Raw genomic sequence first — 23021 nt, forward strand, 5'->3', positions numbered from 1 at the left:
TACTAGGACTTCCTACTATTTCCAACCGGTGGGAGTACGTGATAGGTGTCTCAGCGCCGCTACGTCGCCTTGGCCGCCCGCAACGCGATCCACTGCCGCATGGCGTACTCGACCAGCGTGATCAGGGTCTGCTTCGTCGACTCGCGGTCCCGGGCATCACACTGGATGATCGGGATGCTCGGGTCGATCGACAGCGCTTCCCGCACGTCGTTGATGTCGTGCTGGAGGATGCCGTCGAAGGTGTTCACGCCCACGATGTAGGGCAGGCCACGATCCTCGAAGAAGTCGACCGGCGCGAACGAGTCCGCCAGACGACGTGTGTCGGCGAGCACCACCGCCCCGATGGCGCCCCGGACGAGGTCGTCCCACATGAACCAGAACCGCTGCTGCCCGGGCGTGCCGAACAGGTACAGGATCAGGTCGGCGTCCAGCGAAACACGGCCGAAGTCCATGGCCACCGTGGTGGTGGTCTTGTTCGGCGTGTTGTCGATGTTGTCGATGCCGGTACTCGCGTCCGTCATCATCGCCTCGGTGGTCAGCGGCACGATTTCGGACACTGCACCCACAAAGGTCGTCTTACCCGCACCGAAACCACCGGCCACGACGATCTTCGCAGATGTCATGGTCGGGGGCGCGGTTTCCCGCGGTGCCTTAAAGCCGACGGAGTCCACTCAAAACCCTTTCCATCAACACCAAATGTGCTTCGGCGCCGTCATTGTCGGAGATCGTCTTGTGAACGGTCACCAGCCCCGCGTCCGCTGCGTCGCTGATCAAGACACGCGCCACACCGAGCGGCACACGCAAGAACGCCGCGATTTCGGCGACCGAACGAGGACTCCGACACTCTTCCATGATCGAGAGGCTCTCGATCTGTCCCACCGCCGCATCGGAGATGGCTCCGATGGCGACGCTTTCCTTCGTGGAGACGAGGGTCTCCAGCTCCAATGCGTAGTTGGACTTCGTCCGGCCACCCGTAAGAGCGTAGGGCCGCACGATGGCGGTCTCTTCACCCGGATGAATATCGTCCCCGGGATGGCGATCCCCGGGCACGGTGTACCCGTCGAAATCCGGGTAATCAGGGGAGTAGTCCGGCGTGTAGCCGGGTGAATAATCGGGTAGATCTTCGGGCACCGGAGGGCCCGGGTCGAAGAGCCCGCCAGCGGGGACGAGGCTTTCGGTACTGGCCGGCGGAGAGACTACTGAGGTCACGCGGTCTCCTTGGTCGGTCGGTGTCGAGTACCCGTCCGCGGTGCCCGCGGCGGGGTCATCCTGGAACTCCTTGCTCTTCTTGCGCTTCCGCCGACGACCTGAGTCCAGGGAGAAGCCGTTGAGGACGTCGGCGAAGGTGCCGTCGTCTCCACGACCGGCAGCGGCGCCGTCCTCGGTCTCGGGAGGTGGCTCACCTGCTCCCGGCGCTTCACCGGAAAACCCGGGTCCCGTGCTCATCGCGATATCATCCCACCGGTTCGCCGATCAGCGACCCGCCCGCGCCCTGAAGTTGCGCACGCAATTCCGGCGTGAGGATCTGGCCGACCCGGTCGACGAGCATCGTCATCTCGTAGGCCACCTGGCCGATGTCGCAGTTCGGCGCGGCGAGGATCGCGAGGCACGAACCGTCGCTGATCGACATCAGGACCATGATGCCGAGTTCCATCTCGACCACGGTCTCGTTGACCGCGCCGGCCTCGAAGCACCGTGCGGCGCCCTGGGTGAGGCTGACGATGCCGGAAGCGACGGCCGCGAGCTGATCGGCCCTGTCCAGCGGGAGACGGTTCGACGAGGTCAGGAGCAGCCCGTCAGCCGACACGACCACCGCGTGCGCCACCCCCGGCACACGCTCGGCGAAATCGTTGACCAGCCATCCGAACTGATTCTGCTGGGGCTGTGCCGCATTCGGCGAGGTCATTCACCCTCCAGGGTTTCTTGGTTAGCTTCGGTCGATTGAGCTGTCCGGTGCCGTCCGCGCCGAATGCCTTGCTGGAAACTACTCAACCGGCCTTTCACGTCGTCCGGGTCCCGGTCCGCTCTGGGGCCGGCCGACGCAGCGGGCGCTCCGGCGCTGCCCGGGAGCAACTGCTCCCCGGCACGACGCCTCGGCAATCCCGCGGGAGTGAAGGTAGACGGTGCCGTAGTGGCCACTGACTGCACGGTGCGCCAGTTGTCGTCGGAGCCGAAGACCCACTCCGAAGTCGCACCGAGATCCGGGGTCTCGCCCGTGGTCTCCGCGGCCGGGGCTGGAGCCGCGGGGACGGCCTTGGCCGTGCGCTGGGGCAGCGAAGACTTCCGCGGCGTCGGCGTGGGCCTGGTCGTCGCCCTGGGCTGGGGCAGCGGCGGGTTCACGGGACGTGCCTCCGGGAGCTGGGTCACCGCGGGCTGGGTCACCGTGGCTTCCTCGGCGGTGACTTCCGGCGCGGCTTTGGGCGCGGTGGCCACGGGCTCGGCGGGAGCGGGCTGGGTGGTGTCCGCCTCGGGCGCGGCCGTTTCCTTGCGGCCCCGGCTGACACCCTGCTGGAAGCTGTTCAGCCGGCCGCGCACCTCGGCGGGGTCGCGGACCGGCACGTCCGGCCGGGAGACCGGGCCGCGGACGGGCGGGGCGGCCTGAGCCGCGCTGCCCGGCATGAGCTGCTCGCCCCGGCGCCGCATCGGCAGGCCGGCGGTGGTGAACGTCGACGGCGGTGTCTGGGACACGGCCTGGACGGTCCGCCAGTTCTCGTCGCTGGCGAAGTCCCAGCTGACGGCCGAACCCGGCTCCTCGGCCTGCTCTTCGGAGGCCTTTTCGGCGGGCTCCGTTTCAGCGGACTTCGTTTCGGCGGGCTTGTCTTCGGCCTTCTCGTCCGTGGCCTTGCCCGCGGTGACCTTCTCGGCCGCGGGCTTCCCGGCGGTGGACTTTTCAGGCTTGGGCTTACCTGCGGCGGGCTCTTCAGTAGTGGTCTTTTCGGCCGCGACGGCCTTTTCGCCGACGACTTTGTCCGCGGCCGGCTTCTCCTCGGCCGGGCGCTCGCCGGGCGCGGGCTTGGCCGGGGTGGTGCTGCTGCGGAACCACACCGACAGCATCTCGTCGAAGATCGGCGTGGTCTCGGACGTGGTTTCCGCGGCCGTGGGCTCGGGAACCGGCTTGGACTTGGCTTCCTCGGGCTCCTTGCTGGCCGTCTGGTTCCACCAGTCGCTCAGCGGGGTCCCGTTGGCGGCGAAGAGGTCCTTGCCGCTCGGCAGCGTGCCGGCGCGGACGTCGGAGAGGTCCTCTTCTTCCGGTTCCGGGGCGCTGGCCGCCGGGACGGGCGGCGCCGGGAGCGGCGGCAGCGGCGGCAACGGGGGAAGCGGCGGCAGCAGCGTTTGGGCGGGCTGCTGGGCCGGAGGCGCCGAGGAGTCGTCGTCCTTGGTGATCGGGCTGAACAACGCCGTCCCGGACACTTCGAGATCCGACGGCGGCCGGGGTGCCTGGCCGACGGTGTGGCCGTTCAGCGACGAGGTGTCCGCCGGGGACGGCCACCGGCCGGTCTGCTCGCCCTGGGCCGGCACCGAGATACTGGGCCGGCTCGCGCCGTTGACCGGCCGCTGACGGCGCGGAAGCGGGCCGCCGGTGCCGGAACTCTGCGAGCGGTGCGCCGGGAACGGCCCGGTGTTGTCCTGCGCCGTCGGCGCCATCACCAGTTCGGCGGGCACCGTGACGGTGGCGCGCACCCCGACGATGTCCTTGCCGCCGTGGAGGGTCACGCCGATGCGGTGCCTGCTGGCGAGGCGCCCGACGACGAACAGGCCCATCCGGCGCGAGGTGGCCAGGTCGACCGACGCGGCTTCGGTCAGCCGCGTGTTCGCCTCGCCGACCTCGGCCTCGTTCATGCCGATGCCCTTGTCGAGGATGTCGATCTGCAGAGACCGGTCGTCCGCGATCCTGGTCGCGACCGTCACCCTGGTCTCCGGCGCGGAGAACGCGGTGGCGTTGTCCAGCAACTCGGCGACCAGGCGCATGAGGTCGCTGGCCGCGTGCCCGACGATCCGCGCCGACGGCGGCGGCTGCACCACGACCCGCTGGTACTGCTCGATTTCCGACACCGCCGCGCGCAGCACGTCGGTGGTGGTGACCGGCTGGCCCGACCGCCGTGTGGGCTCGGAACCCGAGAGCACCATCAGGTTCTCGTTGTTCCGGCGCATCCGGGTGGCGAGGTGGTCGAGCTGGAACAGGGTGGCCAGCTGGTCGGCGTCCTCTTCGTCACGCTCGAGCCGCTCGATCAGCTGCAGCTGGCGCTGCACCAGGCTCTGGCTGCGGCGGGAAAGGTTGACGAACACGCTGCCGTAGCCGGTGCGCATCGCGGCCTGCTCGGTGGCGAGCCGCAGCGCCTGGTGATGCACCGCGTCGAACGCCCGCGCGACCTCGCCGATCTCGTCGTTGGAGTTGACCGGGACGGGCTGGATGTCACTGCCCTGTGCGCGGCCTTCCTGGATGTTGCGCACCGCCGCGGGGAGCTGTGCCTCCGCGACGTCGAGCGCGCTGGCGCGAAGGACCTGCAGCGAGCGAAGCAGCTGGCGCGTGATGAGGAAGACGACCGCGGCCGCCAGCACCAGTGCGCCGAACAGGAGTACCGCGAGGAGCCCGGCACCGCTGCTCGAATCCTCGACCAGTTTGTCCGACGCCGCGCCGATCTGGTCGCCAAGGCGCTTCGAGACCTCGTTCAAGCGGGTGATGACCGTGGTGGAGCTTTCGTCCCACTGCTGTGCGGAAAGCTGGCGGAACGCCTGCGGCCCCGGGGCGCCCTGCTCCCCCAGCAACGGCTTCAACAGGGACTCGCGGGTGTCGAAGGCCGGTCCGGGCACGGCCACGTCGAAGTCCTGGCGCTGAGCGGCGGTGGCACCGGCGCGGAAGTCGTCGATCCGGTCCGACAGCCGCACCCGCGCGGTGCGGACGAGGTTCAGCTCGCCGGGCGAGAGATTGCCCCGCGCGATGCCGTAGGAGACCAGCGCCTGGCTGAGCGACAGCTCTTCCTTGCCCACCTGGAGATCGTGCAGGGCGCCCGGGGCGCCGCCGATGGTGTCGTCGGTGATGCCGGCCGCGAGGGTCGTGTCGAGCTTCAGCAGCGCCGAGGTGATGACGGAGTACTCGGTGATGGCCGCCGCGGCGTCGAGCCCGCCACCGGTGGCCCGCCCCCGCAGGGCACCGAGCTTGGCGACCTGGGCCAGCGCGTCGTCGTCGGACGCGGCCACCGTGCCGTCACGCTCGGCCGCACGGGCGGCGGCCTCGGTGAACGGCCGGACCGCGGCGTCGACCTCGGTACGGATCCCGGTGAGCTTCGGGGAACCGCCGACGGTGCCGGCGGTGAGCACGGCCGCGGCTTCGGTGCGTTCACGCTGCACGCCGTCGGTGAGGGTGCGCGTCGCGGCGCTGAGCGCGACCAGCCTGTCGATGCGCTGGTAGCCGTCGGACCGGCCGACCTGGCTGCCGATCGTGGTGACACCGAGCACGAGCGCGATGACTATGGGGACGAGCGTGACCGCCGACAGCTTGACGGGCAGGCTCCAGTCCCGCCAGCGGACGACGGCCCCGAGGTCCGGCCCTCGTCGTTTTCGTGGTGGCTGGCCGAGCAGCTTTCCCACAGGCACTTGGCCTTCTCGTGCAACGGTCACGAACGTGACTCCCTGTCCGGCGTAGTCGGTCCCGGTCGGCGGCTCGCGGCGCCTCGGACATCTGCCATCACGCGCGTCGGCCCGTGGTACTCAGCCTCGCCCCGCATCTGATGCATCCCTGCCGATCCGCGTCCTACGTCTGGTCACTAGCTGCTGTCTTGGCGTACCTGTGTCATGGGCCTCGCCGACCAACCACCACTGATCGACCCCGGCGTGACCCCGGACCTCGCAACATGCGAAGTGCAGCATCGAGCAGATCGCTTTACGCGATGCTGTTCGAGGACGAGGTTCGGCGCCCTATCGATCCCGGCGATCGGCTTGGCGAAAGAATCGTACACCAATCCAGCCCTACTCAATTTCCTTCAGTGCACGGGGGCTGACCAGCGGAAATATCATTCTTTACCGGGTCGGCCGCACGAATTTCACCGGTCCCGGCCACGGATGCGAATTCCGGTGACCGGCCTGCCGGATTTTACTGACGCTCATGTCACCCGAATAGCCTACGCAGAGTAGTCGGAGCCCCCGGAAGGCCTACTGAGCGTGCACCCGAGCGGGTGGTCAACCCCAAATGTGTGCACGATGTTGTGGCATTACGTCTCGACAGGCCCCACATGGCGGTTTCTTTCCAGGTGGACGCTACTTCATGAAGTTTATTCACAACCAAGGGTCACCTCACCACTCGCCCACGGCGGCGGAACGACACTGCGTCCACCCCGAAATCGACTACGAACAGTGATTTCCTTAAGAGTGACAACAGTTTACAGATCTGCCCGCGACACATTTGCAGCAACCCCGACAACGGTAAGTGACATTGACCCTCACTATTCCGAGTGATCTGCCCGTGATCACCACGACCGGTCCGTTCACCCGGGAACGCGCTGGAGAAAACTGATACCGGAGCAGTGCGTCAAGTGGTCACCAACAAACGGCCCGGCCCTTTCCGCAGGCCTCGGTACCCGTGGCTACGATGTTCGCTCGTCAGTCCCGCCACGGCCACCGCGTCCCGCACCAGTAACCCCGGTGCGCCCACGCCGCCGCCACGGACGCCGCACCACGCCGGAGGCACCCCATGCAGTATGCCGAGCGCTCGCACGCGGCCAGGAACGCGCTCGAGGAGACCGGCCGGATACCGGTCCTGTTCGCGCGCCCCGGTGAGCATCCGGTGCTCCGGGCCCCGTCGGGTCCCGACTACGACCGCATCCAGCACAGTCCCGAGTTCCTGGTGCTCAGACGGCGGTTGCGGCGGTTCGTCTTCCCGGTGAGCCTGCTCTTCTTCGCCTGGTACATGACCTATGTGCTGCTGGCGGCCTATGCGCACGATTTCATGAGCCGCAAGGTCGTCGGCCAGATCAACGTCGCCATCGTGTTCGGCCTCCTGCAGTTCGTGACCACGATCATCATCACGACGGTCTATCTCCGCTTCGCGCGACGCCGGATCGACCCGCAGGTCGCCTACGTGCGGCGGCTGGCTGGAGTGGAGGACCAGTGACCACCATCGTCGCCGCGGGCGTCTCGGGAAGCGACCCGCTCGTCAACACCGGGGTCTTCGCCCTTTTCGTCGCGATCACCCTGTTCGTGGTCTACCGCGCGAGCTCCCGCAACTCGTCCACATCGGACTACTACGCGGCCGGCAGCGTGTTCACCGGCAGGCAGAACGGCATCGCGCTCTCGGGCGACTTCCTGTCCGCGGCGTCGTTCCTGGGGATCGCCGGCGCGATCGCGATCCACGGCTACGACGGCTTCCTGTACTCGATCGGGTTCCTCGTCGCCTGGCTCGTCGACCTCCTGCTGATCGCCGAACTGCTGCGCAACACCGGCCGTTTCACCATGGGCGACGTGCTGAGCTTCCGGATGAAGCAGCGCCCGGTCCGCGCCGCGGCGGCGACGTCCACTTTGGTCATTTCGTTCTTTTACATGCTCGCGCAGATGGCGGGCGCGGGTGGCCTTGTCGCGCTGCTGCTGGACATCCGCGGCGGTTTCATGCAGGCGCTCGTGATCGGCGTGGTCGGCCTGATCATGGTGCTGTACGTCCTGGTCGGCGGGATGAAGGGCACCACGTGGGTGCAGATCATCAAGGCCGCGATCCTCATCCTGAGCGCCGCGCTGATGACGGTGTTCCTGCTCGGGAAGTTCGGCTTCAGCTTCTCGAACCTGCTCTCGGCGGCCGCCGAGAAGAGCCCGATGGGCGAGCGGCTGCTGGAACCCGGCGGCCAGTACGGCGCCACCGGCACCAGCAAGCTGGACTTCGTTTCCCTGGCCGTCGCGCTGGTCCTCGGCGCGGCCGCGCTGCCGCACGTGCTGATGCGGTTCTACACCGTGCCGAACTCGCGTGAGGCCCGCCGCTCGGTCGTCTGGGCGACCGCGTGCATGTTCGTGTTCTACCTGTGCACGCTGGTGATCGGCTTCGGCGCGGCCGCGCTGGTCGGGCCGGACGAGATCAAGGGCGCCCCCGGCGGCGAGAACTCCGCGGCCCCGCTGCTGGCGCTCCACATCGGAGGGACACTGCTGCTCGGCATCGTCTCCGCGGTCGCGTTCGCGACGATCCTGGCCGTGGTCGCCGGGCTGACGATCACCGCTTCGGCGTCCTTCGCGCACGACGTCTACGCGAACATCTTCAAGCGGGGCAAGGCGGATCCCTCCAGAGAGGTCCGGGTCGCGCGGCTGACGGCGGTGGCCGTCGGGGTGCTCGCCATCGCCGGCGGCATCCTCGCCAACGGCCAGAACGTCGCGTTCCTGGTGGCGCTGGCGTTCGCCGTCGCGGCGTCGGCGAACCTGTCGACGTTGCTGTACACGCTGTTCTGGAAACGGTTCAACACCACCGGGACGCTGTGGGCCATCTACGGCGGGCTGATCGCGTGCCTGGTGCTCGTGTTCTTCTCGCCGGTCGTGTCGGGCTTCCCCGACTCCATCATCAAAAACGTCGACTTCCACTGGTTCCCGCTGAAGAACCCGGGACTGGCGTCGATCCCGTTCTCGTTCCTCTGCGGGTTCCTCGGCACGATGTTCAGCCGGTCCAAGGCCGACCCCGAACTCCAGGCCGAGATGGAGGTCCGTTCGCTCACCGGCATCGGTTCCTGACAGTCTGGGCTGGTGAGCGATCTCGGCCGTATCCGCACGTTCCTCGGCGAACAGCATCCACCGACCCCTTGCCTGGTCGTCGACCCGGCGCTCGTGGCCGCCCGCGCCCGGGAATTCGTCGACATGTTCCCGGGTGGGCGCGTGCGGTACGCGGTGAAGGCGAACCCGGCGCCGGAGGTGCTGGACGAGGTGCTCGCCGCGGGCGCGGGATTCGACGTCGCGGGCCGGGCGGAGATCGAGCTCTGCCTCGCGAGGGGCGCGGATCCGGCGAAACTGGCGTACGGCAACACGATCAAGAAACCCGCGGACATCGAGTTCGCCTACGCGCGCGGAGTTCGTGAGTTCACTTCGGACGCCGAAAGTGACGTCGAGAACCTCGCCCGGTACGCGCCGGGGTCGGCGGTGTACCTGCGCCTGCTGCTCGACACCCCCGCTTCGGTGACGCCGTTCGGCCGGAAGTTCGGCTGTGAACCCGCGATGGCGCTCGAACTCCTGTTGCGCGCGGCGGAGCTCGGACTGCGGCCCGGCGTCAGCTTCCATGTCGGCTCACAGCAGCTCGACGTCTCCGCGTGGGACATCGGCATCGCGGCCGCGGCCAAGGTGTTCGCCCAAGCCGAAGCGCACGGCGTGGTGCCGGAGCGGCTCAACATCGGCGGTGGTTTCGCCACCGCGTACCGCGAATCCGCGCCCTCGCTCGCGGAGTACGCGGCCGGGATCGAGGCATCGCTGCGGAAGCACTTTCCCGGGCGGCTCCCGGAACTGACGCTCGAACCCGGGCGCGCGATCGTCGCGGACGCCGGGGTCATCCGGACCGAGGTCGTACTCGTCTCGCGGAAGTCCGCGACCGAGGAACGCCGCTGGGTCTATCTCGACATCGGCCGCTACAACGGCCTCGCGGAGACCGAGAACGAAGCCATCGCCTACCGGTTCGAGCCGGTGGAAGACCGCGGCGGACCAGGGGGTCCGGTGATCGTCGCGGGTCCGACCTGCGATGGTGATGATGTGCTCTACCAACGGACGCCGTACGAAATGGCGCTTTCCCTCCGCGCGGGCGACCGGTTCGACATCCCCGGTACCGGTGCGTACACGGCCAGCTACTCGTCGGTGGACTTCAACGGCATCGAGCCGTTGCGGACGTACTGCTTGGGGAGGGCGGCCGATGCCGGATGAAACCCCCGTCGTCGGCCGGTTCGCCGGGCGGCACGTGCTCGCGGAACTCGACGGCATCGACGCGGCGCTGCTCGACGACCCGGTGTTCCTGCGCGAAGCCCTCACTTCGGCGGTGACGGAGGCGGGCGCGACGGTGTGCGAGGTGATGTCGCACCGGTTCGCCCCGCAAGGCGTCACCGTGCTCGCGATGCTGGCGGAGTCCCACGCCTCGGTGCACACCTACCCGGAGATCGGCGCGGTGTTCGTCGACGTGTTCACCTGCGGCGACCAGGCCGACCCGGAGCACGCCGTGCGGCTGCTCGCGAAGGCGCTCGGCACCGACTCGGTCCAGCTGTCCACCGTCCGGCGCGGCCGGCCCACACTGCCAGGAGAACGCTGATGCCGGCCGTCCGCCAGATCGTCGAGCCGATGGGCCAGGGACTGTCCCGGCTGTGGGACGTCGACGAGGTACTGTTCGAAACCCGCACCAAGTACCAGGAACTGCTCATCGGGCGGACCGCTCAGGGCGTTTCCCTCTTCTGTGACAACGAACGCCAGAGCACCGAAGCGACCCAGCTCGTCTACCACGAGGCGTTGATGGTGCCCGCGATGCTGCTGGCGCGGCAGGTGCGCCGGGTGCTCGTGATCGGCTCCAGCGAAGGCGTCGCCGGCCGGCTCGCCGTCGACGAAGGCGCCGAACTCGTGGACCACGTGGACATCGACGAGGTCGCCGTCCGCGCGTGCGCCGAGCATCTCCCCTACGGCTACACGCCGGAATCGCTGGCCGCGGCGGAACACGGCGAAGGCCCGGTGCGCGTGCACTACCAGGACGGTTTCACGTTCCTGGCCGAGGCGACGCGGCGCGGCGATCGCTACGACGTAGTCGTCATCGACCTGCCGGATGAGAACACCGATCCGGAAGCGCAGCACAATCGCTTGTACGGCACCGAATTCCTGGTCGCCTGCGGCAAGGTGCTGACCGAAAGCGGTGTCGTCACCTGCCAAGCGGGCTGCCCGACGATGTGGCGCAACGAAACCCTGCTGTCGTCGTGGCGCCGGTTCAACCAGGCGTTCGGCACGGTCGTCTACTTCGGATCCGACGAGCACGAGTGGGCGTTCCTGACCGGGCACCCTTCTCGCTTGGACGACCCGATTTCCGTTGTCCGCCAGCAGCTTCGGCAGGCGAAGTACACACCGTCCTCAATAGACGACGCCGCACTCGCGGGCTCCACGATCCCACCACACTCGATCCGGCACGCGAGCTAAGCCCGGGGAATATGTCGACACTTTCCCCGAGGAGGGCCGGCGACGCGGGTTAGGCCTCGAGTCCTTTGAGCATGATCGAGAGCAGGCGCCGGCTTTCCTCCACGGAGGCGTGTTCCGAGGCGAGACCGACGCCGTGGCCGATCCGGAGGACGTCGATGGCCGTGACGTCCCGGCGGACCGCACCCGCGTCCTGGGCCGCGGCGAGGAGCGCGCCCGCCGCGCCGCGCAGGTTCGTCTGGCACCAGGCGAAGGTGTCGGATCCCGCTTCGATGGACGCCTTGAGCGTCATCGCGAGCCCGCGGTTGCGGACGATCCAGTGGACCTGCTCCTTGATCCACGCCGGCAGCGCCTCTTCGGGCGGCAGCTCGGCGAGCAGCTTGTGCGCGCGCTCGCTCAGTTCGCCGATCTCGCCGCGGTAGACGGCCTCGATCAGCGCTTCCCGCGTCGGGAAGTGGCGGTAGAGCGTTCCGGCGCCGACGCCGGCACGTTTGGCGATGTCGTCCAGTGACGCCCCGGGGCCGTGCTCACTGAAGGCCGTCCTCGCGACGGCCACGATGGCGTCGTAGTTCCGCCTCGCGTCCGCGCGCATGGGGCGGACCGGATCGGCGAGCACCACTGGGCACCTCCTGAAAATAACCGGAGAGAATCTCCGAATACCGCTTGCGCAACCGGAGACAGTCTCCATATTATCGCCGACGAACCCAACCGGAGATTGTCTCCACTTAACTTTCGTCGTAACTGGAGTATCCCTTGACCGAGCGGACCTTGCCAGCACCACCCGTGCCGGTCGCGGCGTCACCGGCGCGGCTGCGGCCCCGCGTGATCCTGGCGCTTGTCCTGACCTGCCAGCTCATGCTCATCCTCGACGCGACCGTGATGAACGTCGCGCTCCCCAAGATCGAAGCCGACCTGGGCTTCTCCTCCACCGGACTGGCCTGGGTGATGAACGCCTACAGCCTCGCGTTCGGCGGCCTCCTCCTGCTCGGCGGCCGCGCCGGGGACCTCTTCGGCCGACGCCGGATGTTCGTCCTCGGCACGGCCGTGTTCACCATCGCCTCGCTGGCCGGCGGCTTCGCCGATTCGTCCACGCTGCTCGTCGTCGCCCGCGTCGCGCAGGGCGTCGGCGCCGCGATGGCCGGGCCGAGCACGCTGGCCCTGATCGCCACCACCTTCACCGAACCCCGCGCCCGGGTCCGCGCGCTGGCGCTGTTCTCCGCGATGAGCAGCGGCGGTTTCGCCATCGGGCTCATCCTCGGCGGACTGCTCACCGAGTGGCTCTCCTGGCGCGCGGTCCTGTTCATCAACGTGCCGTTCGGTGCCGCGATCGTCGCGCTGGCCCCGAGATTCATCCCGGACCCGCCGCGCAAACGGGCCCAGCTCGACCTGCCGGGCGCCTTCACCGGGACAGCCGGGGTCGCCGCGCTGGTCTACACGTTCATCCGCGCGGCGGGCAGTGGCTGGAGCGACACGATCACGCTGGTCACGCTCGCTGGCGGGCTGTTGTTCCTCGCCGCCTTCGTCACCATCGAACAGCGCGCCCGGCAGCCGCTGGTGCCGCTGCGGCTGTTCGCCGACCGTGATCGCGCGGCGGCCTACGTGAACTTCTTCTTCGGGCCGATGGCGATGATGTCGATGTTCTTCTTCCTCACCCAGTTCCTCCAGGAGATCCGCCACTTCGCGGCGCTGGAGACCGGGCTCGCGTTCCTGCCGATGGCCGTCGCGCTGTTCTCGATGAGCCGGGTCGTCCCGAAGCTGCTCGGCCGGTTCGGGACGAAGCCGATCGCGGTCACCGGCACGACGTCGATGGTCCTCGGCCTGGGGTGGCTCACCCAGCTCGCGCCGGACAGCACGTACCTGAGCAGTTTGCTAGTGCCGATGGTGCTGATGGGCCTCGGTGGCGGGCTGGCGTTCTCCCCGCTCAACATCATCATCATGTCGACGGTGCCGGCCGAGGAAGCGGGCGCGGCCGGCGGCGTGCTGCAGACGCTTCAGCAGGTCGGCGCGACGCTGGGGCTGGCCATTCTGGTCACCGTGTTCGGCACCACCGTGCGGAACACGACCGGCACTTCACCGGACGCGGTGATGGTCGACGGGATGACTGCCGCCTTCGTCACCTCGACGATCATCGCCGCGCTGACCTTCGCGGTGGCGCTGACGTTCCGGAAAGTCAGAGCTTCTGACCGGCCTTGATGCGCTTCGTGACCCGGCGCTCGACCACGAAGGAGACGAACGGGACGCAGCCGGCGAGCAGGACGAGCACGGTGCCCTTGATGGACCAGCGGGCCTTGATCGCCAGATCGATCGTCAGGACGAGGTAGATCATGTAGATCACGCCGTGGATCGGCGAGTAGATCGCCGACGGCTCGGCGTTGTCGAAGCCGTACCTCAGCACCATCACGAAACAGAGCCCGAGCAGGCCGACACCCGTCACGTACGCGGCGGTGCGGAACCGCGCCAATGGCCCGGTCAGCGTCGTGGCGGGACCGGCGGGCGTCACGTCATCAGTTCGCGTACTCATGGTGGTTCGGGGACCTTTCTTAGCTGCTCTGCTGGTCACGGGTGTTGAGTTCGGCGAGGTAGCGGTTGTACGCGGCGAGTTCGTCGTCGTCCTCGACCGGCGGCGCGACAGCCCGCTCGATCCGCCGCGGGGGCGCCGGTTTCACTTCTTCCGGCGTCTCCGCTTCGGCCGTTCCGTCCTCGTCCGCCTTGTGCCGGAGCTGGCGGATCCGCCAGAACATGAAGGCCGGGAAGAGCCCGAACAGGGGCCACTGCAGCACGTAACCGAGGTTCTGGAAGGTGCCGCTGGCCGAGGCGAACCGCTCCCACTGCCACCACGCGAGGCCGCAGCACACGATCAAGCTCGCCAGGCAAAGGGCGGCGATCGCGAGTCGGCGCGACGTACGCGGGCTTACTAACACGTTTTGACGCTAGCACTCGCGACGTGGCGTGCAGGTCAGCCGGTGACTTTCACGGCCCGCGCGGCCTTGGCGTAACCGTCGGCGAGGCCGAAGACCTTCTGCGCGTATTCCGTGGAGTTGTTGTACGACAGGATTCCCGCCCACCAGCCGCCCGCGGCGGCCATGTCCCGGCCACCGGCGCAGAGGTACCGGCCGGCGGCGAGCGCGGCGTCGTCGATCTGCTGCGGGTCGCCGAGGCCGTCACCGTTGCCGTCCGAGGCCCACCGGTTCCAGGTACCGGGGATGAACTGCATCGGGCCGACGGCCCGGTCGGTGGTCCGATCGCCGTCGAACCGGCCGCCGTCGGTGTCCCCGATGGCCTTGACGCCGGGCGAACCGTCGAGCGGGACGCCGATGATGGGCTTGGAAGGACGGCCGTCGCCGCCGAGGATCGCGCCGCCGTATTGGCCGTGGTTCGACTCGATACGGCCGATCCCGGCGAGCGTGGCCCAGGAGATCTTGCAACCGGGCTGCGAAGCGCGCACGGCGAGTTCGGCGTTGCCGTAGGCGACCAGTGCCCTGGCCGGAACCCCGGTCGCGGGCGCGATCTTGCTCGCCCAGTTGCCGAGAAGGTCCGCGTTGGACCGGTTCTGAGGCTGGCTCTGCTGCTGGGGTGCGGTCTGCTGGGCGCCACCACCGGCGACGGCGGCGTTGTCCGGCGCGGCCGAACCCACCGCGATCGGCACCGCGACAACCTGCAACGCGGGGATTTCCGTGGTCATGGGACTCGCCACGGGCGCCGTCGCACGGGTGACCAGCCAGACACCGCCCCCGGCCACGGCCAGTACGGCGACCACGACCACCAGGCGGACGAGCACCGCGCCCAGACGCGAGGGCACCGGGTCGGCCTTTTCGGGCGTGCCAGCGGTCTGGTCCTCGACTTCGGGCATGCCCACGAACAAGTTCCTCCGGCCGGTCAAGCTGTTTACCAATGAACGAGCCCGCGCAGGTTATCGTTACGCGGGCCGTTCGCTCGACGTCGGCGTGCCAGGTCTCACCCGGCTGTGTTCACTTACTGGATCAGGCGGACTTCTGCTGCCTGGCCAGCCGTGCGACACACCACGCGGGGGCGCTGCCCCGGCGGAGGTGCTGCAGGACGGTCATCGGGCCGAGCCGCCGGCTCAGATCCGAAGCCGAAAGCCCTGCCGCGCGGTAGTCCAGCGCGCGCTGGTCGAGCGGGCTGATGCCCGCGTCCCACCACTGCTCGGCTTCGGTCACGTCGCCGACCATCTGCCACCAGCCGGCGGCGGCGGTGAGCAGTTCCTGCGGTACGTCCGGAAGCCTGCGACGCATCGCGTCGAGGTAGCCGGGGTCGGTGGAGTCCACCGGCGCCCACCGGGACGACCCGGTGCGCTCACGCTGTCCGGGAATCCCGGGTGCGGGACGTGGAACGTCGGCGAGCCAAGCGGATGCGATCCGGTCGACTTCCTGTTCCTCGACGGTCTGTTCGCGCTCGGCCGCCCACTGCCGGATCAACGCGTCCACTCCGGGATCTCCGGTCATCCGTGCCTCCTCATTGCCCCGACGACTTGAGTAAATGACTAAAGAGCCTCAATGATCACAACCGCGAATCCCTGCGCTTGGTTCCGATATCCACGAAAGCCCTCGTGGCCGGTACCGGCTGATCACGCAATGTGAGCACCGTAGGGCCGGTGAGCCGTACTACGCCAGACCTCGGCCGCCAACAATTCGGCGACCAGCGCGTTATGGGGCTCAATCCACCCGGATGGTCGAGCGCGGGCGACAAAATATGGGAAATGTGACTCTGGGTAGTTCTCACAGAGCGTGCGCGCGTTTAGGGCCGGCATCACGTTCGTGGTGCCGGCCTTGCGTCGAACCTGGGATCAGGAGAACAAGGTTCTAACGAACGTCACGATGGCCTCGGCGCCCTTCTTCAGCCAGCCGAGAACGTTGTGGACCGCGGCGGCGGATTCAGTGGGCTGAGTGATCAAGAAGAAGAGCACGAGCGCGACCACGCCGACAGTGAGGATCTTCTTGACGTTGGCTGACATGGCTCCATCCGAATAGGTCCCACTGCACGGGCTACGCGGTCCATCCTCCCCTAAAACACGAGGTTGAGGACAGACCATCACGCAACCGTGATCATCGGTGACTCCTTGTGTCCAAGGGGCACGTCTCTACTCTAGGAGACCCGTACGGGGGAAGCCACCCAACACTCCTGTCGAGGAGCCCGAAAATGACAGACACCGTCCTCGTCGAGCGCGACGGCCCGATCACGACGGTGGTGCTGAACCGCCCGGCGGTACGCAACGCCGTCGACGGGCCGACAGCGGCCGCACTGGCCGACGCGTTCCGGGCTTTCGACGCCGACCCCGAAGCCTCGGTCGCCATCTTGACCGGCGCGGGCGAGGGATTCTGCGCCGGCGCGGACCTCAAGGGCATCGGCACCGAACGGTCCAACCGCCTCGAAACCGACGGCGACGGGCCGATGGGACCGACCAGGATGGTCCTGTCGAAGCCGGTGATCGCCGCCGTGCACGGGCACGCCGTCGCCGGTGGCCTCGAGCTCGCCCTGTGGTGTGACCTGCGGGTCGCCGACGAAACGGCCGTGTTCGGCGTGTTCTGCCGCCGCTGGGGCGTCCCGCTGATCGACGGCGGCACGGTGCGGCTGCCTCGGCTCATCGGGCAGTCACGGGCGATGGACCTGATCCTGACCGGCCGGGCCGTCGACGCCCAGGAAGCGCTGGCGATCGGGCTCGCGAACCGTGTCGTGCCCGCGGGGCAGGCGCGGAGGGCGGCGATGGAGCTCGCGAAGCAGCTCGCCACGTTCCCGCAGGAATGCCTCCGCGGTGACCGCCGGTCGGTGCTTTCCCAACAGGGGCTGGAAGAACCGGACGCGATGCGCTCGGAGTTCGCCATCGCGATGGCCGGCCGCGGCCTCGCCGACGAAGCCGTCAACGGGGCCGGACGCTTCGCCGCCGGTTCGGGCCGCCACGGCACCTTCACCCCCTGAAACCCCCGAATATGTCGACAACTTCCGTTAGCAGGCCTAACGGAAGTTGTCGACATATTCGGAAGCGCGGGAGGGTCAGGCGATGGCGCCGGAGGTGCGGAGAGTGGTGATGTCGGCCGGGGTGAGGCCGTATTCGGTGAGGACCTCTTCGGTGTCGGCGCCGGGTTTGTGCGGCGCCTCAGGGGTTTCCGGCGGGGTGCGGCCGAACTTCGGCGCCGGGGCGGGCTGCACCACGCCACCGATCTCGACGAACGTGCCGCGCGCGGCGTTGTGCGGATGCTCCGCGGCCTCCCACGGGGTGAGCACCGGCGTCAGGCAGGCGTCAGTGCCCTCGGCACGCGCGACGAGCTCGTCCCGCGTGTACTTGCCGATCGCCTCGGCCATGATCTTGCGCAGCCGCGGCCATTCGCTCTTGTCGACGTGCACGGGCAGCTCGTCCGGGTTGAGCCCGAGGACCTGGACCAGATCGGCCCAGAACCGCATCTCGATCGCGCCGACGGCGATGTACTTGCCATCCGAGGTCTCGTAGGTGTCGTAGAACGGCGCGCCGCCGTCGAGCAGGTTGTCGCCCCGCTCCCCCGCCCAGACCCCGGCGGCCCGCATGCCGTGCAGGCTCGCGGTGAGCAGCGCGGCACCGTCCACCATGGACGCGTCGACGACCTGTCCCTTGCCAGACGACGTGCGCTCGTGCAACGCCGCGAGCACGCCCATCGCCAGCATCAGGCCACCGCCGCCGAAGTCGCCGACCAGGTTGAGCGGCGGCACCGGACGTTCCCCGGCCCGCCCGATCGGCTCCAGCGCACCGGCGATGGAGATGTAGTTGATGTCGTGCCCTGCCGCGGGCGCCAGCGGGCCGTCCTGGCCCCAGCCGGTCATCCGGCCGTAGACGACCCGCGGGTTGCGCGCGCGCACCTGCTCCGGGCCGAGGCCCATCCGCTCGGCGACCCCGGGACGGAAGCCTTCGATCAGCACGTCCGCGGTTTCGACGAGCTTCAGGACCAGCTCGACACCTTCGGGGGTCTTCGTGTTGACGCCGATCGTCCGGCGCCCGCGCGTGAGGGGGTCGCCGGGGATGCCGAGCACGTCGGCCCCCGGCGTCGCGCGGTCGACCCTGATCACGTCGGCGCCGAGATCGGCGAGGATCGTGCACGCGAACGGACCGGGCGCGAGCCCCGCCAGCTCCACGACCTTGAGCCCACTGAGCGGCCCAGCCTTCATCGGGTTTTCCCTTCTGTATAAGCAAGTCAGAGCGTGCGGGAGATGATTTCCTTCATGATTTCGCTGGTACCACCGAAGATCCGCGAGATCCGGGCGTCGGCCCAGGCGCGCGCGATGGGGTACTCGGTCATGTAGCCGTAGCCGCCGAACAACTGGAGGCAGGAGTCGATGACCTTGTTCATCCGTTCCGTGGTCCAGAGTTTCGCCATCGCGGCGCCCTGGACGTCGAGCTCACCCTTCAGGTGCCGCTCGATGCACTGGTCGAGGTAGGCGCGCGCCACGGCGGCTTCGGTCGCGGCCTCGGCGAGCTTGAACTTGGTGTTCTGGAAGTTGAAGATCGGGCGGCCGAACGCGGTCCGATCCTTGGTGTACTCGATGGTGAGGTCGATCGCGGCCTCCATGCCCGCCACCGCGGTGATCGCGATGAGCAGCCGCTCCTGGGGCAGCTGCTGCATGAGCTGGATGAAGCCCAGGCCCTCCTGCTCGCCGAGCAGGTTCTCCGCGGGCACCCGCACGTTGTCGAAGAACAGCTCAGCGGTGTCCTGGCCCTTGAGGCCGATCTTGTCCAGCACGCGCCCGCGGCGGAAGCCCGGTGTGGTCGTCTCGACGGCGATCAGCGAGATGCCCTGCGCGCCGGCGTCCGGGTCGGTCTTGACCGCGACGACCACGAGATCGGCGTGGAAGCCGTTGGTGATAAAGGTTTTCGCGCCGTTGATGACGTACTCGTCGCCCTCGCGGACCACGCGGGTCTTGATGCCCTGAAGGTCCGACCCAGTGCCGGGCTCGGTCATCGCCACCGCGCCGACGAACTCGCCGCTGGCGAACTTCGGCAGCCATTCCCGCTTCTTCGCCTCGGCGGCGTAGTTGAGCAGGTAGTGCGCCACGATTCCATTGTGGACGGAGACGCCCCACGCGCTGTCGCCGGACCGCGCCTGCTCTTCGTAGAGCACGGTCTCGTGCGCGAACGTCCCGCCGCCACCGCCGTACTCCTCGGGGATGGACACGGCCAGCAGGCCGATCTCGCCGGCCTTCGTCCAGACCTCGCGGTCGATCTGCTTTTCCTTCGCCCAGCGTTCCTGGTGCGGCACGAGCTCCTTCTGGAAGAAGCTCCGGACGAGGTCCCGGAAATCCTCGAGGTCGGTGCTGCTCCACGAGCTCTTCTGAATCTGCAGTGGCACGGCGGGGCCTCCTGGTCGCACACCTGGTAAACATGACGAGCGGAATGTAAGTTCTACACGGAATGTACATCCGTGCAGGACGGCACGTAAAGCCCACCCGAGGAGGTCCCGCTGTGACCGAGACAACACGTGGCCTCCGCGCCCGGGCACACCGGACCCAGGCCGAGCGGCGTGAGCAGACCAAGACGGCACTGCTGGACGCGACCATCGACTGCCTGGTCGAAATCGGCTACGCCCGCACGTCGGTCCAGGAGATCTGCGCGCGGGCAGGCGTGTCGAAAGGCGCCGTACAGCACCATTTCTCCGCGAAAGCCGAACTCATGGCCGCCGCCGTCGAGCATCTGACCATCAAGCTGAAGAGCCAGCTCGCCGAGTCGATGGCCCTGCTCCCCGGCGGCCCGGACGGCATCCCGGCGGCGATCGACCTGCTCTGGGAGGGTTACTCGGGCACGCTGTCCACCGCGGTGACCGAACTGTGGGTCGCCGCACGGACCGACCCGGACCTGCGTGCCGCCATCCGGCCAGTCGACCGCGCGCTGGGCCGCTCGACGATGGAGCACATCACCTCGGTGGCCGGGGACCTGCCGCGAGACCGCGCGGAGACGTTGTTCTGGCTCACGGTGAACCTCAACCGCGGACTCGCCCTCGACGCCGAACTCGGTGGCGATCCGCAGCGCCGAAAGCTCCTGCTGGACGAGTGGAAGCGGATCGCGGTCGAGTTCTACCAAAAGGGATGATTCACCCCAAGAGTGGTAAACGCGGTCCTTTAGCGGAAGACTTCGAGGAGCATTGGTCCACACCATCCGGGGGAGCTCCTCTTGACCACCAATCCGCCGAACTTCACCTCCGGCCCCGAGAGCAACTATTCCGGGGTCGTCCCCCTCGGTGATCCGTCCGAGAGGGAACCCGCCGGTCCGCCGGCTCCGCGAGCCGCCTCGAAAGCTCGCGATGTCACCGCGGCGATCTTGGCCGTCTTGGCGGCGGTCGCGACCGTCGTCAGCACCCTGCTCCCCTACGAAGCACTCGACACCGGACCCAACGGTTCGGGTTTCACCGTGAAATCGACGTCGTGGCAGCGGATTATTTCCCCGACACCACCGATCTCGGCGAACGAAGGCGGCACTGCGCTTTACGGCATCCCGTACAGCCTGGCGGCCGTGGTCCTGCTGGTGAGTGCGGGGCTCCTGCTCGGGGCCGCCGGGGCCAAGGGCCGCCGGATCGCGCGGCTGACCATCACGGCGGGCGCGACAGCCACCTTGGCCATGTTCGCCATGGTGGCGGCGGAGACCGTCGCTTTCGTGGGCCTCGGCGAGGCGGAATCCGCCAAGGAGACCGGGATCATCTACGAAAGCGGCCCCGGGGTCTGGGGCTTCCTGATCGTCGCCTTGCTGGCCATCGGCGCCGCGGTGCTCGCCTTGTTGCCGACGACCGAGGACTCCGAGGCGGACATGGCCACGCCGCCGATGGGCATCCCGATGCCGCAACCGGGCCAGGTCCAGCCGCAGGCACCGCAGGCACCCCAGGTCGCCGAGATCCCGGGGTCACCGCTTAATAAGTGAATCGCATTCACGTCTCGCTGGACATACCTCCGGTATGCTCTACTCGTCGGTAACAAATGACGGCTAGGAAGCGGAGACGCAATGACCAGCACGACGCCGACCGGCACGGACCACGACAGCATCCAGCCGGGCACGATCGGCGGTGTCGCGGGCGCGCCTTCGTCCGCTCGGGCCGCGGAGCTGGTCGAGCGGGTCGTCGGCGGCCATGACACCGCGCCGATCGAGACCTACGCGCCGTTCACCGGACTGCAGATCACCACGCTTCCCCAGGCCACCGACACCGACGCCCGCGCGATCTTCGCCGACGCCCGCGCCGCCCAGCACGCCTGGGCCGCGCGGCCCGTCGCGGAGCGGCAGCGGGTCCTGATCCGGCTGCACGACCTCGTGCTCGAACGGCAGGCCGAAGTGCTCGACCTCGTCCAGGTCGAAGCCGGGAAGTCGCGGATGGACGCCTTCGACGAGGTCAGCTCCGTCGCGCTCGTCGCCGCCTACTACGGCAAGCACAGCGCCAAGATCCTCGCACCCAAACGCCACGCGGGCGTGCTCCCCTTGCTCACCCGCGCGGGTGAACTCCGCCACCCCAAGGGTGTCGTCGGGATCATCTCGCCGTGGAACTACCCGCTCGCGCTGACCGCGATGGACGTCCTGCCCGCCCTCGCCGCGGGCAACGCCGTCGTACAGAAGCCCGACAACCAGACCGCGCTGTCGGCGTTGTGGCTGCACGAACTCGCCGAGGAAGCCGGTCTTCCGGCGGGAGTCTGGCAGATCATGCTCGGCCGGGGCTCCGCGATCGGCGCCGCGCTGGTCGAGGAGTCCGACTACCTCTGCTTCACCGGCTCGACGCCGACCGGCAAGGCGCTCGCCGCGCAGGTCGCGCAGCGGCTCACCAGCTACTCGCTGGAACTCGGCGGCAAGAACCCGATGATCGTCCTGCCGGACGCCCATGTGGCCAAGGCCGCCGCTGGAGCCGTCACGGCTTGCTTCTCCTCCGCGGGCCAGCTGTGTGTGTCGGTCGAGCGGATCTACGTCCACGAGTCGATCAAGGACGAGTTCACCAAGGCGTTCGTGACCCGCGCCGCCGCGTTGAAACTCGGCGGCGCCCTCGACTACACCGCCGAAATGGGCTCACTGACCTCGGCCGACCAGCTCGCGAACGTCACCGCGCACGTAGAAGACGCCCGCGCGAAAGGCGCGACCGTCCTCACCGGTGGCCGCGCACGGCCGGACATCGGCCCGCTGTTCTACGAACCCACAGTGCTCACCGGCGTCACCGAAGACGTCGCCCTCTTCGCCGAGGAGACCTTCGGCCCGGTCGTGTCCATCTACGGCTACACCGACGTCACCGACGCGATCGACCGCGCCAACGACACCTCGTTCGGCCTCAACGCCAGTGTCTGGTCGCGCAACGGCCGCGCGGGCTGGGAAGTCGCCGCACGCCTCAAGGCGGGCACCGTGAACGTCAACGAGGGCTACGCCGCCACCTTCGGCAGTGTCGCGCTCCCCATGGGCGGCATGAAGGAATCCGGCGTCGGCAGGCGCAACGGCTCCGAAGGCCTCCTGAAGTACACGGAGTCCCAGTCCATCGCCATCCAGCGCGGCCCCCTCAAACTGCGCCCACCACGCGCCATCCCGCAGCCCCTCTGGACCAAGACCATGACCGCCGGACTGAAGGCCTTACGGCGCCTCCCTCGGCGTTAGGGAGCAAGTCCCGACCCAGCACGCACGCAGTAAACCCAGCCACGCGGGCTTTTAGATCCCTAGACCCAGACACAGCGACTCACGTCCGCCCAACGGGCGGGAGTCGTCACCGCGCGCGCTCGCCGAAGGCCAGGTTTGCGGGAGCAGGGCGCCCCCGGGCAAGTCTTGCCGTACCTGCCCATGCCACGCCCTGGTCACGCAAACCTGATGGCGCGCCTGCCAATAAACACAGGCTTCTAACCGTGCCTCTGTACGCACCACGCAGCTTTGAGCCGCACAAGCCAGAGGCCAACCACCACCAGCCGTACCTCTGAAAGTGCCCACC

Annotated in this window: 22 protein-coding genes; 10 read left to right on the forward strand and 12 right to left on the reverse strand. The window is 68.4% G+C overall.

Annotation, left to right across the window (positions count from 1 at the left end; genetic code table 11):
• Positions 1-59: 59 nt before the first annotated feature.
• The 4 genes from VGP60_RS24265 to VGP60_RS24280 are packed head-to-tail and all read right to left on the reverse strand — an operon-like array spanning position 60 to position 5595.
• Positions 60-671: a GTP-binding protein gene (locus VGP60_RS24265; RefSeq protein ID WP_327550374.1), complete on the reverse strand. Its 612-nt coding sequence runs from the start codon at positions 669-671 to the stop codon at positions 60-62.
• The gene (locus VGP60_RS24270; protein WP_327550375.1) at positions 652-1446 is read right to left on the reverse strand and encodes a DUF742 domain-containing protein; all 795 of its coding nucleotides are present in this window, start codon (positions 1444-1446) and stop codon (positions 652-654) included. Before VGP60_RS24270 ends, VGP60_RS24265 begins: the two co-directional genes overlap by 20 nt.
• Positions 1447-1453: 7 nt before the next feature.
• Entirely contained in the window at positions 1454-1906 is a 453-nt protein-coding gene (locus VGP60_RS24275) for a roadblock/LC7 domain-containing protein (RefSeq protein ID WP_327550376.1), read from the reverse strand.
• Positions 1903-5595, reverse strand: coding sequence for a nitrate- and nitrite sensing domain-containing protein (locus VGP60_RS24280; RefSeq protein WP_327550377.1), 3693 nt, complete (start codon positions 5593-5595; stop codon positions 1903-1905). Before VGP60_RS24280 ends, VGP60_RS24275 begins: the two co-directional genes overlap by 4 nt.
• A gap of 1093 nt (positions 5596-6688) precedes the next feature.
• On the opposite strand from VGP60_RS24280, the gene VGP60_RS24285 reads away from it, so the two are divergent.
• The 5 genes from VGP60_RS24285 to VGP60_RS24305 are packed head-to-tail and all read left to right on the forward strand — an operon-like array spanning position 6689 to position 11112.
• The gene (locus tag VGP60_RS24285; RefSeq protein WP_327550378.1) at positions 6689-7108 is read left to right on the forward strand and encodes a DUF485 domain-containing protein; all 420 of its coding nucleotides are present in this window, start codon (positions 6689-6691) and stop codon (positions 7106-7108) included.
• A complete protein-coding gene (locus VGP60_RS24290; protein ID WP_327550379.1) occupies positions 7105-8697 on the forward strand; it encodes a cation acetate symporter in 1593 nt (530 codons plus the stop codon). The genes VGP60_RS24285 and VGP60_RS24290 overlap by 4 nt, the downstream gene beginning before the upstream one ends.
• A gap of 9 nt (positions 8698-8706) precedes the next feature.
• Complete coding sequence (locus VGP60_RS24295) at positions 8707-9867, forward strand: type III PLP-dependent enzyme (RefSeq protein ID WP_327550395.1); 1161 nt, start codon at positions 8707-8709, stop codon at positions 9865-9867.
• Positions 9857-10246: an adenosylmethionine decarboxylase gene (gene speD, locus VGP60_RS24300; protein WP_327550380.1), complete on the forward strand. Its 390-nt coding sequence runs from the start codon at positions 9857-9859 to the stop codon at positions 10244-10246. The genes VGP60_RS24295 and speD overlap by 11 nt, the downstream gene beginning before the upstream one ends.
• On the forward strand, positions 10246-11112 hold the full coding sequence (locus tag VGP60_RS24305; protein ID WP_327550381.1) for a spermidine synthase: 867 nt from the start codon (positions 10246-10248) through the stop codon (positions 11110-11112). Before speD ends, VGP60_RS24305 begins: the two co-directional genes overlap by 1 nt.
• 49 nt (positions 11113-11161) lie before the next feature.
• Here the strand turns inward: VGP60_RS24305 and VGP60_RS24310 are convergent, their stop codons facing one another.
• Positions 11162-11725 carry a TetR/AcrR family transcriptional regulator gene (locus VGP60_RS24310; protein WP_414640399.1) on the reverse strand — a complete coding sequence of 188 codons (564 nt, stop codon included), beginning with the start codon at positions 11723-11725 and terminating at the stop codon, positions 11162-11164.
• A 137-nt stretch (positions 11726-11862) separates the two neighbouring features.
• Here VGP60_RS24310 and VGP60_RS24315 point away from each other — a divergent pair, with 137 nt between their 5' ends.
• Positions 11863-13302 (forward strand): MFS transporter, encoded by a 1440-nt coding sequence (locus VGP60_RS24315; protein WP_327550383.1) that lies wholly within the window; start codon positions 11863-11865, stop codon positions 13300-13302.
• Here VGP60_RS24315 and VGP60_RS24320 read toward each other — a convergent pair.
• The 5 genes from VGP60_RS24320 to VGP60_RS24340 form a co-directional block, all read right to left on the reverse strand.
• On the reverse strand, positions 13280-13630 hold the full coding sequence (locus tag VGP60_RS24320; RefSeq protein WP_327550384.1) for a DUF3817 domain-containing protein: 351 nt from the start codon (positions 13628-13630) through the stop codon (positions 13280-13282). The genes VGP60_RS24315 and VGP60_RS24320 overlap by 23 nt on opposite strands.
• A gap of 19 nt (positions 13631-13649) precedes the next feature.
• Positions 13650-14030 carry a hypothetical protein gene (locus VGP60_RS24325; protein ID WP_327550385.1) on the reverse strand — a complete coding sequence of 127 codons (381 nt, stop codon included), beginning with the start codon at positions 14028-14030 and terminating at the stop codon, positions 13650-13652.
• A gap of 35 nt (positions 14031-14065) precedes the next feature.
• Positions 14066-14959 carry a murein transglycosylase gene (locus VGP60_RS24330; RefSeq protein WP_327550396.1) on the reverse strand — a complete coding sequence of 298 codons (894 nt, stop codon included), beginning with the start codon at positions 14957-14959 and terminating at the stop codon, positions 14066-14068.
• Positions 14960-15089: 130 nt separating this feature from the next.
• Positions 15090-15572 carry a helix-turn-helix transcriptional regulator gene (locus tag VGP60_RS24335; RefSeq protein ID WP_327550386.1) on the reverse strand — a complete coding sequence of 161 codons (483 nt, stop codon included), beginning with the start codon at positions 15570-15572 and terminating at the stop codon, positions 15090-15092.
• Between the two features lie 341 nt (positions 15573-15913).
• Complete coding sequence (locus VGP60_RS24340; protein WP_327550387.1) at positions 15914-16081, reverse strand: hypothetical protein; 168 nt, start codon at positions 16079-16081, stop codon at positions 15914-15916.
• Between the two features lie 185 nt (positions 16082-16266).
• Here VGP60_RS24340 and VGP60_RS24345 point away from each other — a divergent pair, with 185 nt between their 5' ends.
• Entirely contained in the window at positions 16267-17043 is a 777-nt protein-coding gene (locus VGP60_RS24345; RefSeq protein ID WP_327550388.1) for a crotonase/enoyl-CoA hydratase family protein, read from the forward strand.
• Between the two features lie 75 nt (positions 17044-17118).
• On the opposite strand, the gene VGP60_RS24350 is transcribed toward VGP60_RS24345, so the two are convergent.
• Together VGP60_RS24350 and VGP60_RS24355 are read right to left on the reverse strand one after the other, a co-directional pair.
• Complete coding sequence (locus tag VGP60_RS24350) at positions 17119-18261, reverse strand: CaiB/BaiF CoA-transferase family protein (RefSeq protein WP_327550389.1); 1143 nt, start codon at positions 18259-18261, stop codon at positions 17119-17121.
• Positions 18262-18287: 26 nt separating this feature from the next.
• Positions 18288-19439: an acyl-CoA dehydrogenase family protein gene (locus VGP60_RS24355; RefSeq protein WP_327550390.1), complete on the reverse strand. Its 1152-nt coding sequence runs from the start codon at positions 19437-19439 to the stop codon at positions 18288-18290.
• Positions 19440-19552: 113 nt separating this feature from the next.
• On the opposite strand from VGP60_RS24355, the gene VGP60_RS24360 reads away from it, so the two are divergent.
• The 3 genes from VGP60_RS24360 to VGP60_RS24370 all read left to right on the forward strand — a co-directional run bounded on the left by VGP60_RS24360 (position 19553) and on the right by VGP60_RS24370 (position 22696).
• Positions 19553-20176, forward strand: coding sequence for a TetR/AcrR family transcriptional regulator (locus VGP60_RS24360; protein WP_327550391.1), 624 nt, complete (start codon positions 19553-19555; stop codon positions 20174-20176).
• 81 nt (positions 20177-20257) lie between these two features.
• On the forward strand, positions 20258-20998 hold the full coding sequence (locus VGP60_RS24365) for a phage holin family protein (RefSeq protein WP_327550392.1): 741 nt from the start codon (positions 20258-20260) through the stop codon (positions 20996-20998).
• Between the two features lie 81 nt (positions 20999-21079).
• Positions 21080-22696, forward strand: a complete 1617-nt coding sequence (locus VGP60_RS24370) for a succinic semialdehyde dehydrogenase (protein ID WP_327550393.1) — start codon at positions 21080-21082, stop codon at positions 22694-22696.
• Positions 22697-23021 lie beyond the last annotated feature (325 nt).

This window comes from Amycolatopsis sp. (assembly GCF_036008905.1).
Taxonomy (GTDB): Bacteria; Actinomycetota; Actinomycetes; order Mycobacteriales; family Pseudonocardiaceae; genus Amycolatopsis.

What these genes read in the sequence shown, in the direction of transcription:
- VGP60_RS24270 (WP_327550375.1), bottom strand. Translation starts at nt 1,446, where the DNA reads ATGAGCACGGGACCCGGGTTTTCCGGTGAAGCGCCGGGAGCAGGTGAG.
- VGP60_RS24275 (WP_327550376.1), bottom strand. Translation starts at nt 1,906, where the DNA reads ATGACCTCGCCGAATGCGGCACAGCCCCAGCAGAATCAGTTCGGATGG.
- VGP60_RS24285 (WP_327550378.1), top strand. Translation starts at nt 6,689, where the DNA reads ATGCAGTATGCCGAGCGCTCGCACGCGGCCAGGAACGCGCTCGAGGAG.
- speD (WP_327550380.1), top strand. Translation starts at nt 9,857, where the DNA reads ATGCCGGATGAAACCCCCGTCGTCGGCCGGTTCGCCGGGCGGCACGTG.
- VGP60_RS24305 (WP_327550381.1), top strand. Translation starts at nt 10,246, where the DNA reads ATGCCGGCCGTCCGCCAGATCGTCGAGCCGATGGGCCAGGGACTGTCC.
- VGP60_RS24320 (WP_327550384.1), bottom strand. Translation starts at nt 13,630, where the DNA reads ATGAGTACGCGAACTGATGACGTGACGCCCGCCGGTCCCGCCACGACG.
- VGP60_RS24330 (WP_327550396.1), bottom strand. Translation starts at nt 14,959, where the DNA reads ATGCCCGAAGTCGAGGACCAGACCGCTGGCACGCCCGAAAAGGCCGAC.
- VGP60_RS24335 (WP_327550386.1), bottom strand. Translation starts at nt 15,572, where the DNA reads ATGACCGGAGATCCCGGAGTGGACGCGTTGATCCGGCAGTGGGCGGCC.
- VGP60_RS24340 (WP_327550387.1), bottom strand. Translation starts at nt 16,081, where the DNA reads ATGTCAGCCAACGTCAAGAAGATCCTCACTGTCGGCGTGGTCGCGCTC.
- VGP60_RS24345 (WP_327550388.1), top strand. Translation starts at nt 16,267, where the DNA reads ATGACAGACACCGTCCTCGTCGAGCGCGACGGCCCGATCACGACGGTG.
- VGP60_RS24350 (WP_327550389.1), bottom strand. Translation starts at nt 18,261, where the DNA reads ATGAAGGCTGGGCCGCTCAGTGGGCTCAAGGTCGTGGAGCTGGCGGGG.
- VGP60_RS24370 (WP_327550393.1), top strand. Translation starts at nt 21,080, where the DNA reads ATGACCAGCACGACGCCGACCGGCACGGACCACGACAGCATCCAGCCG.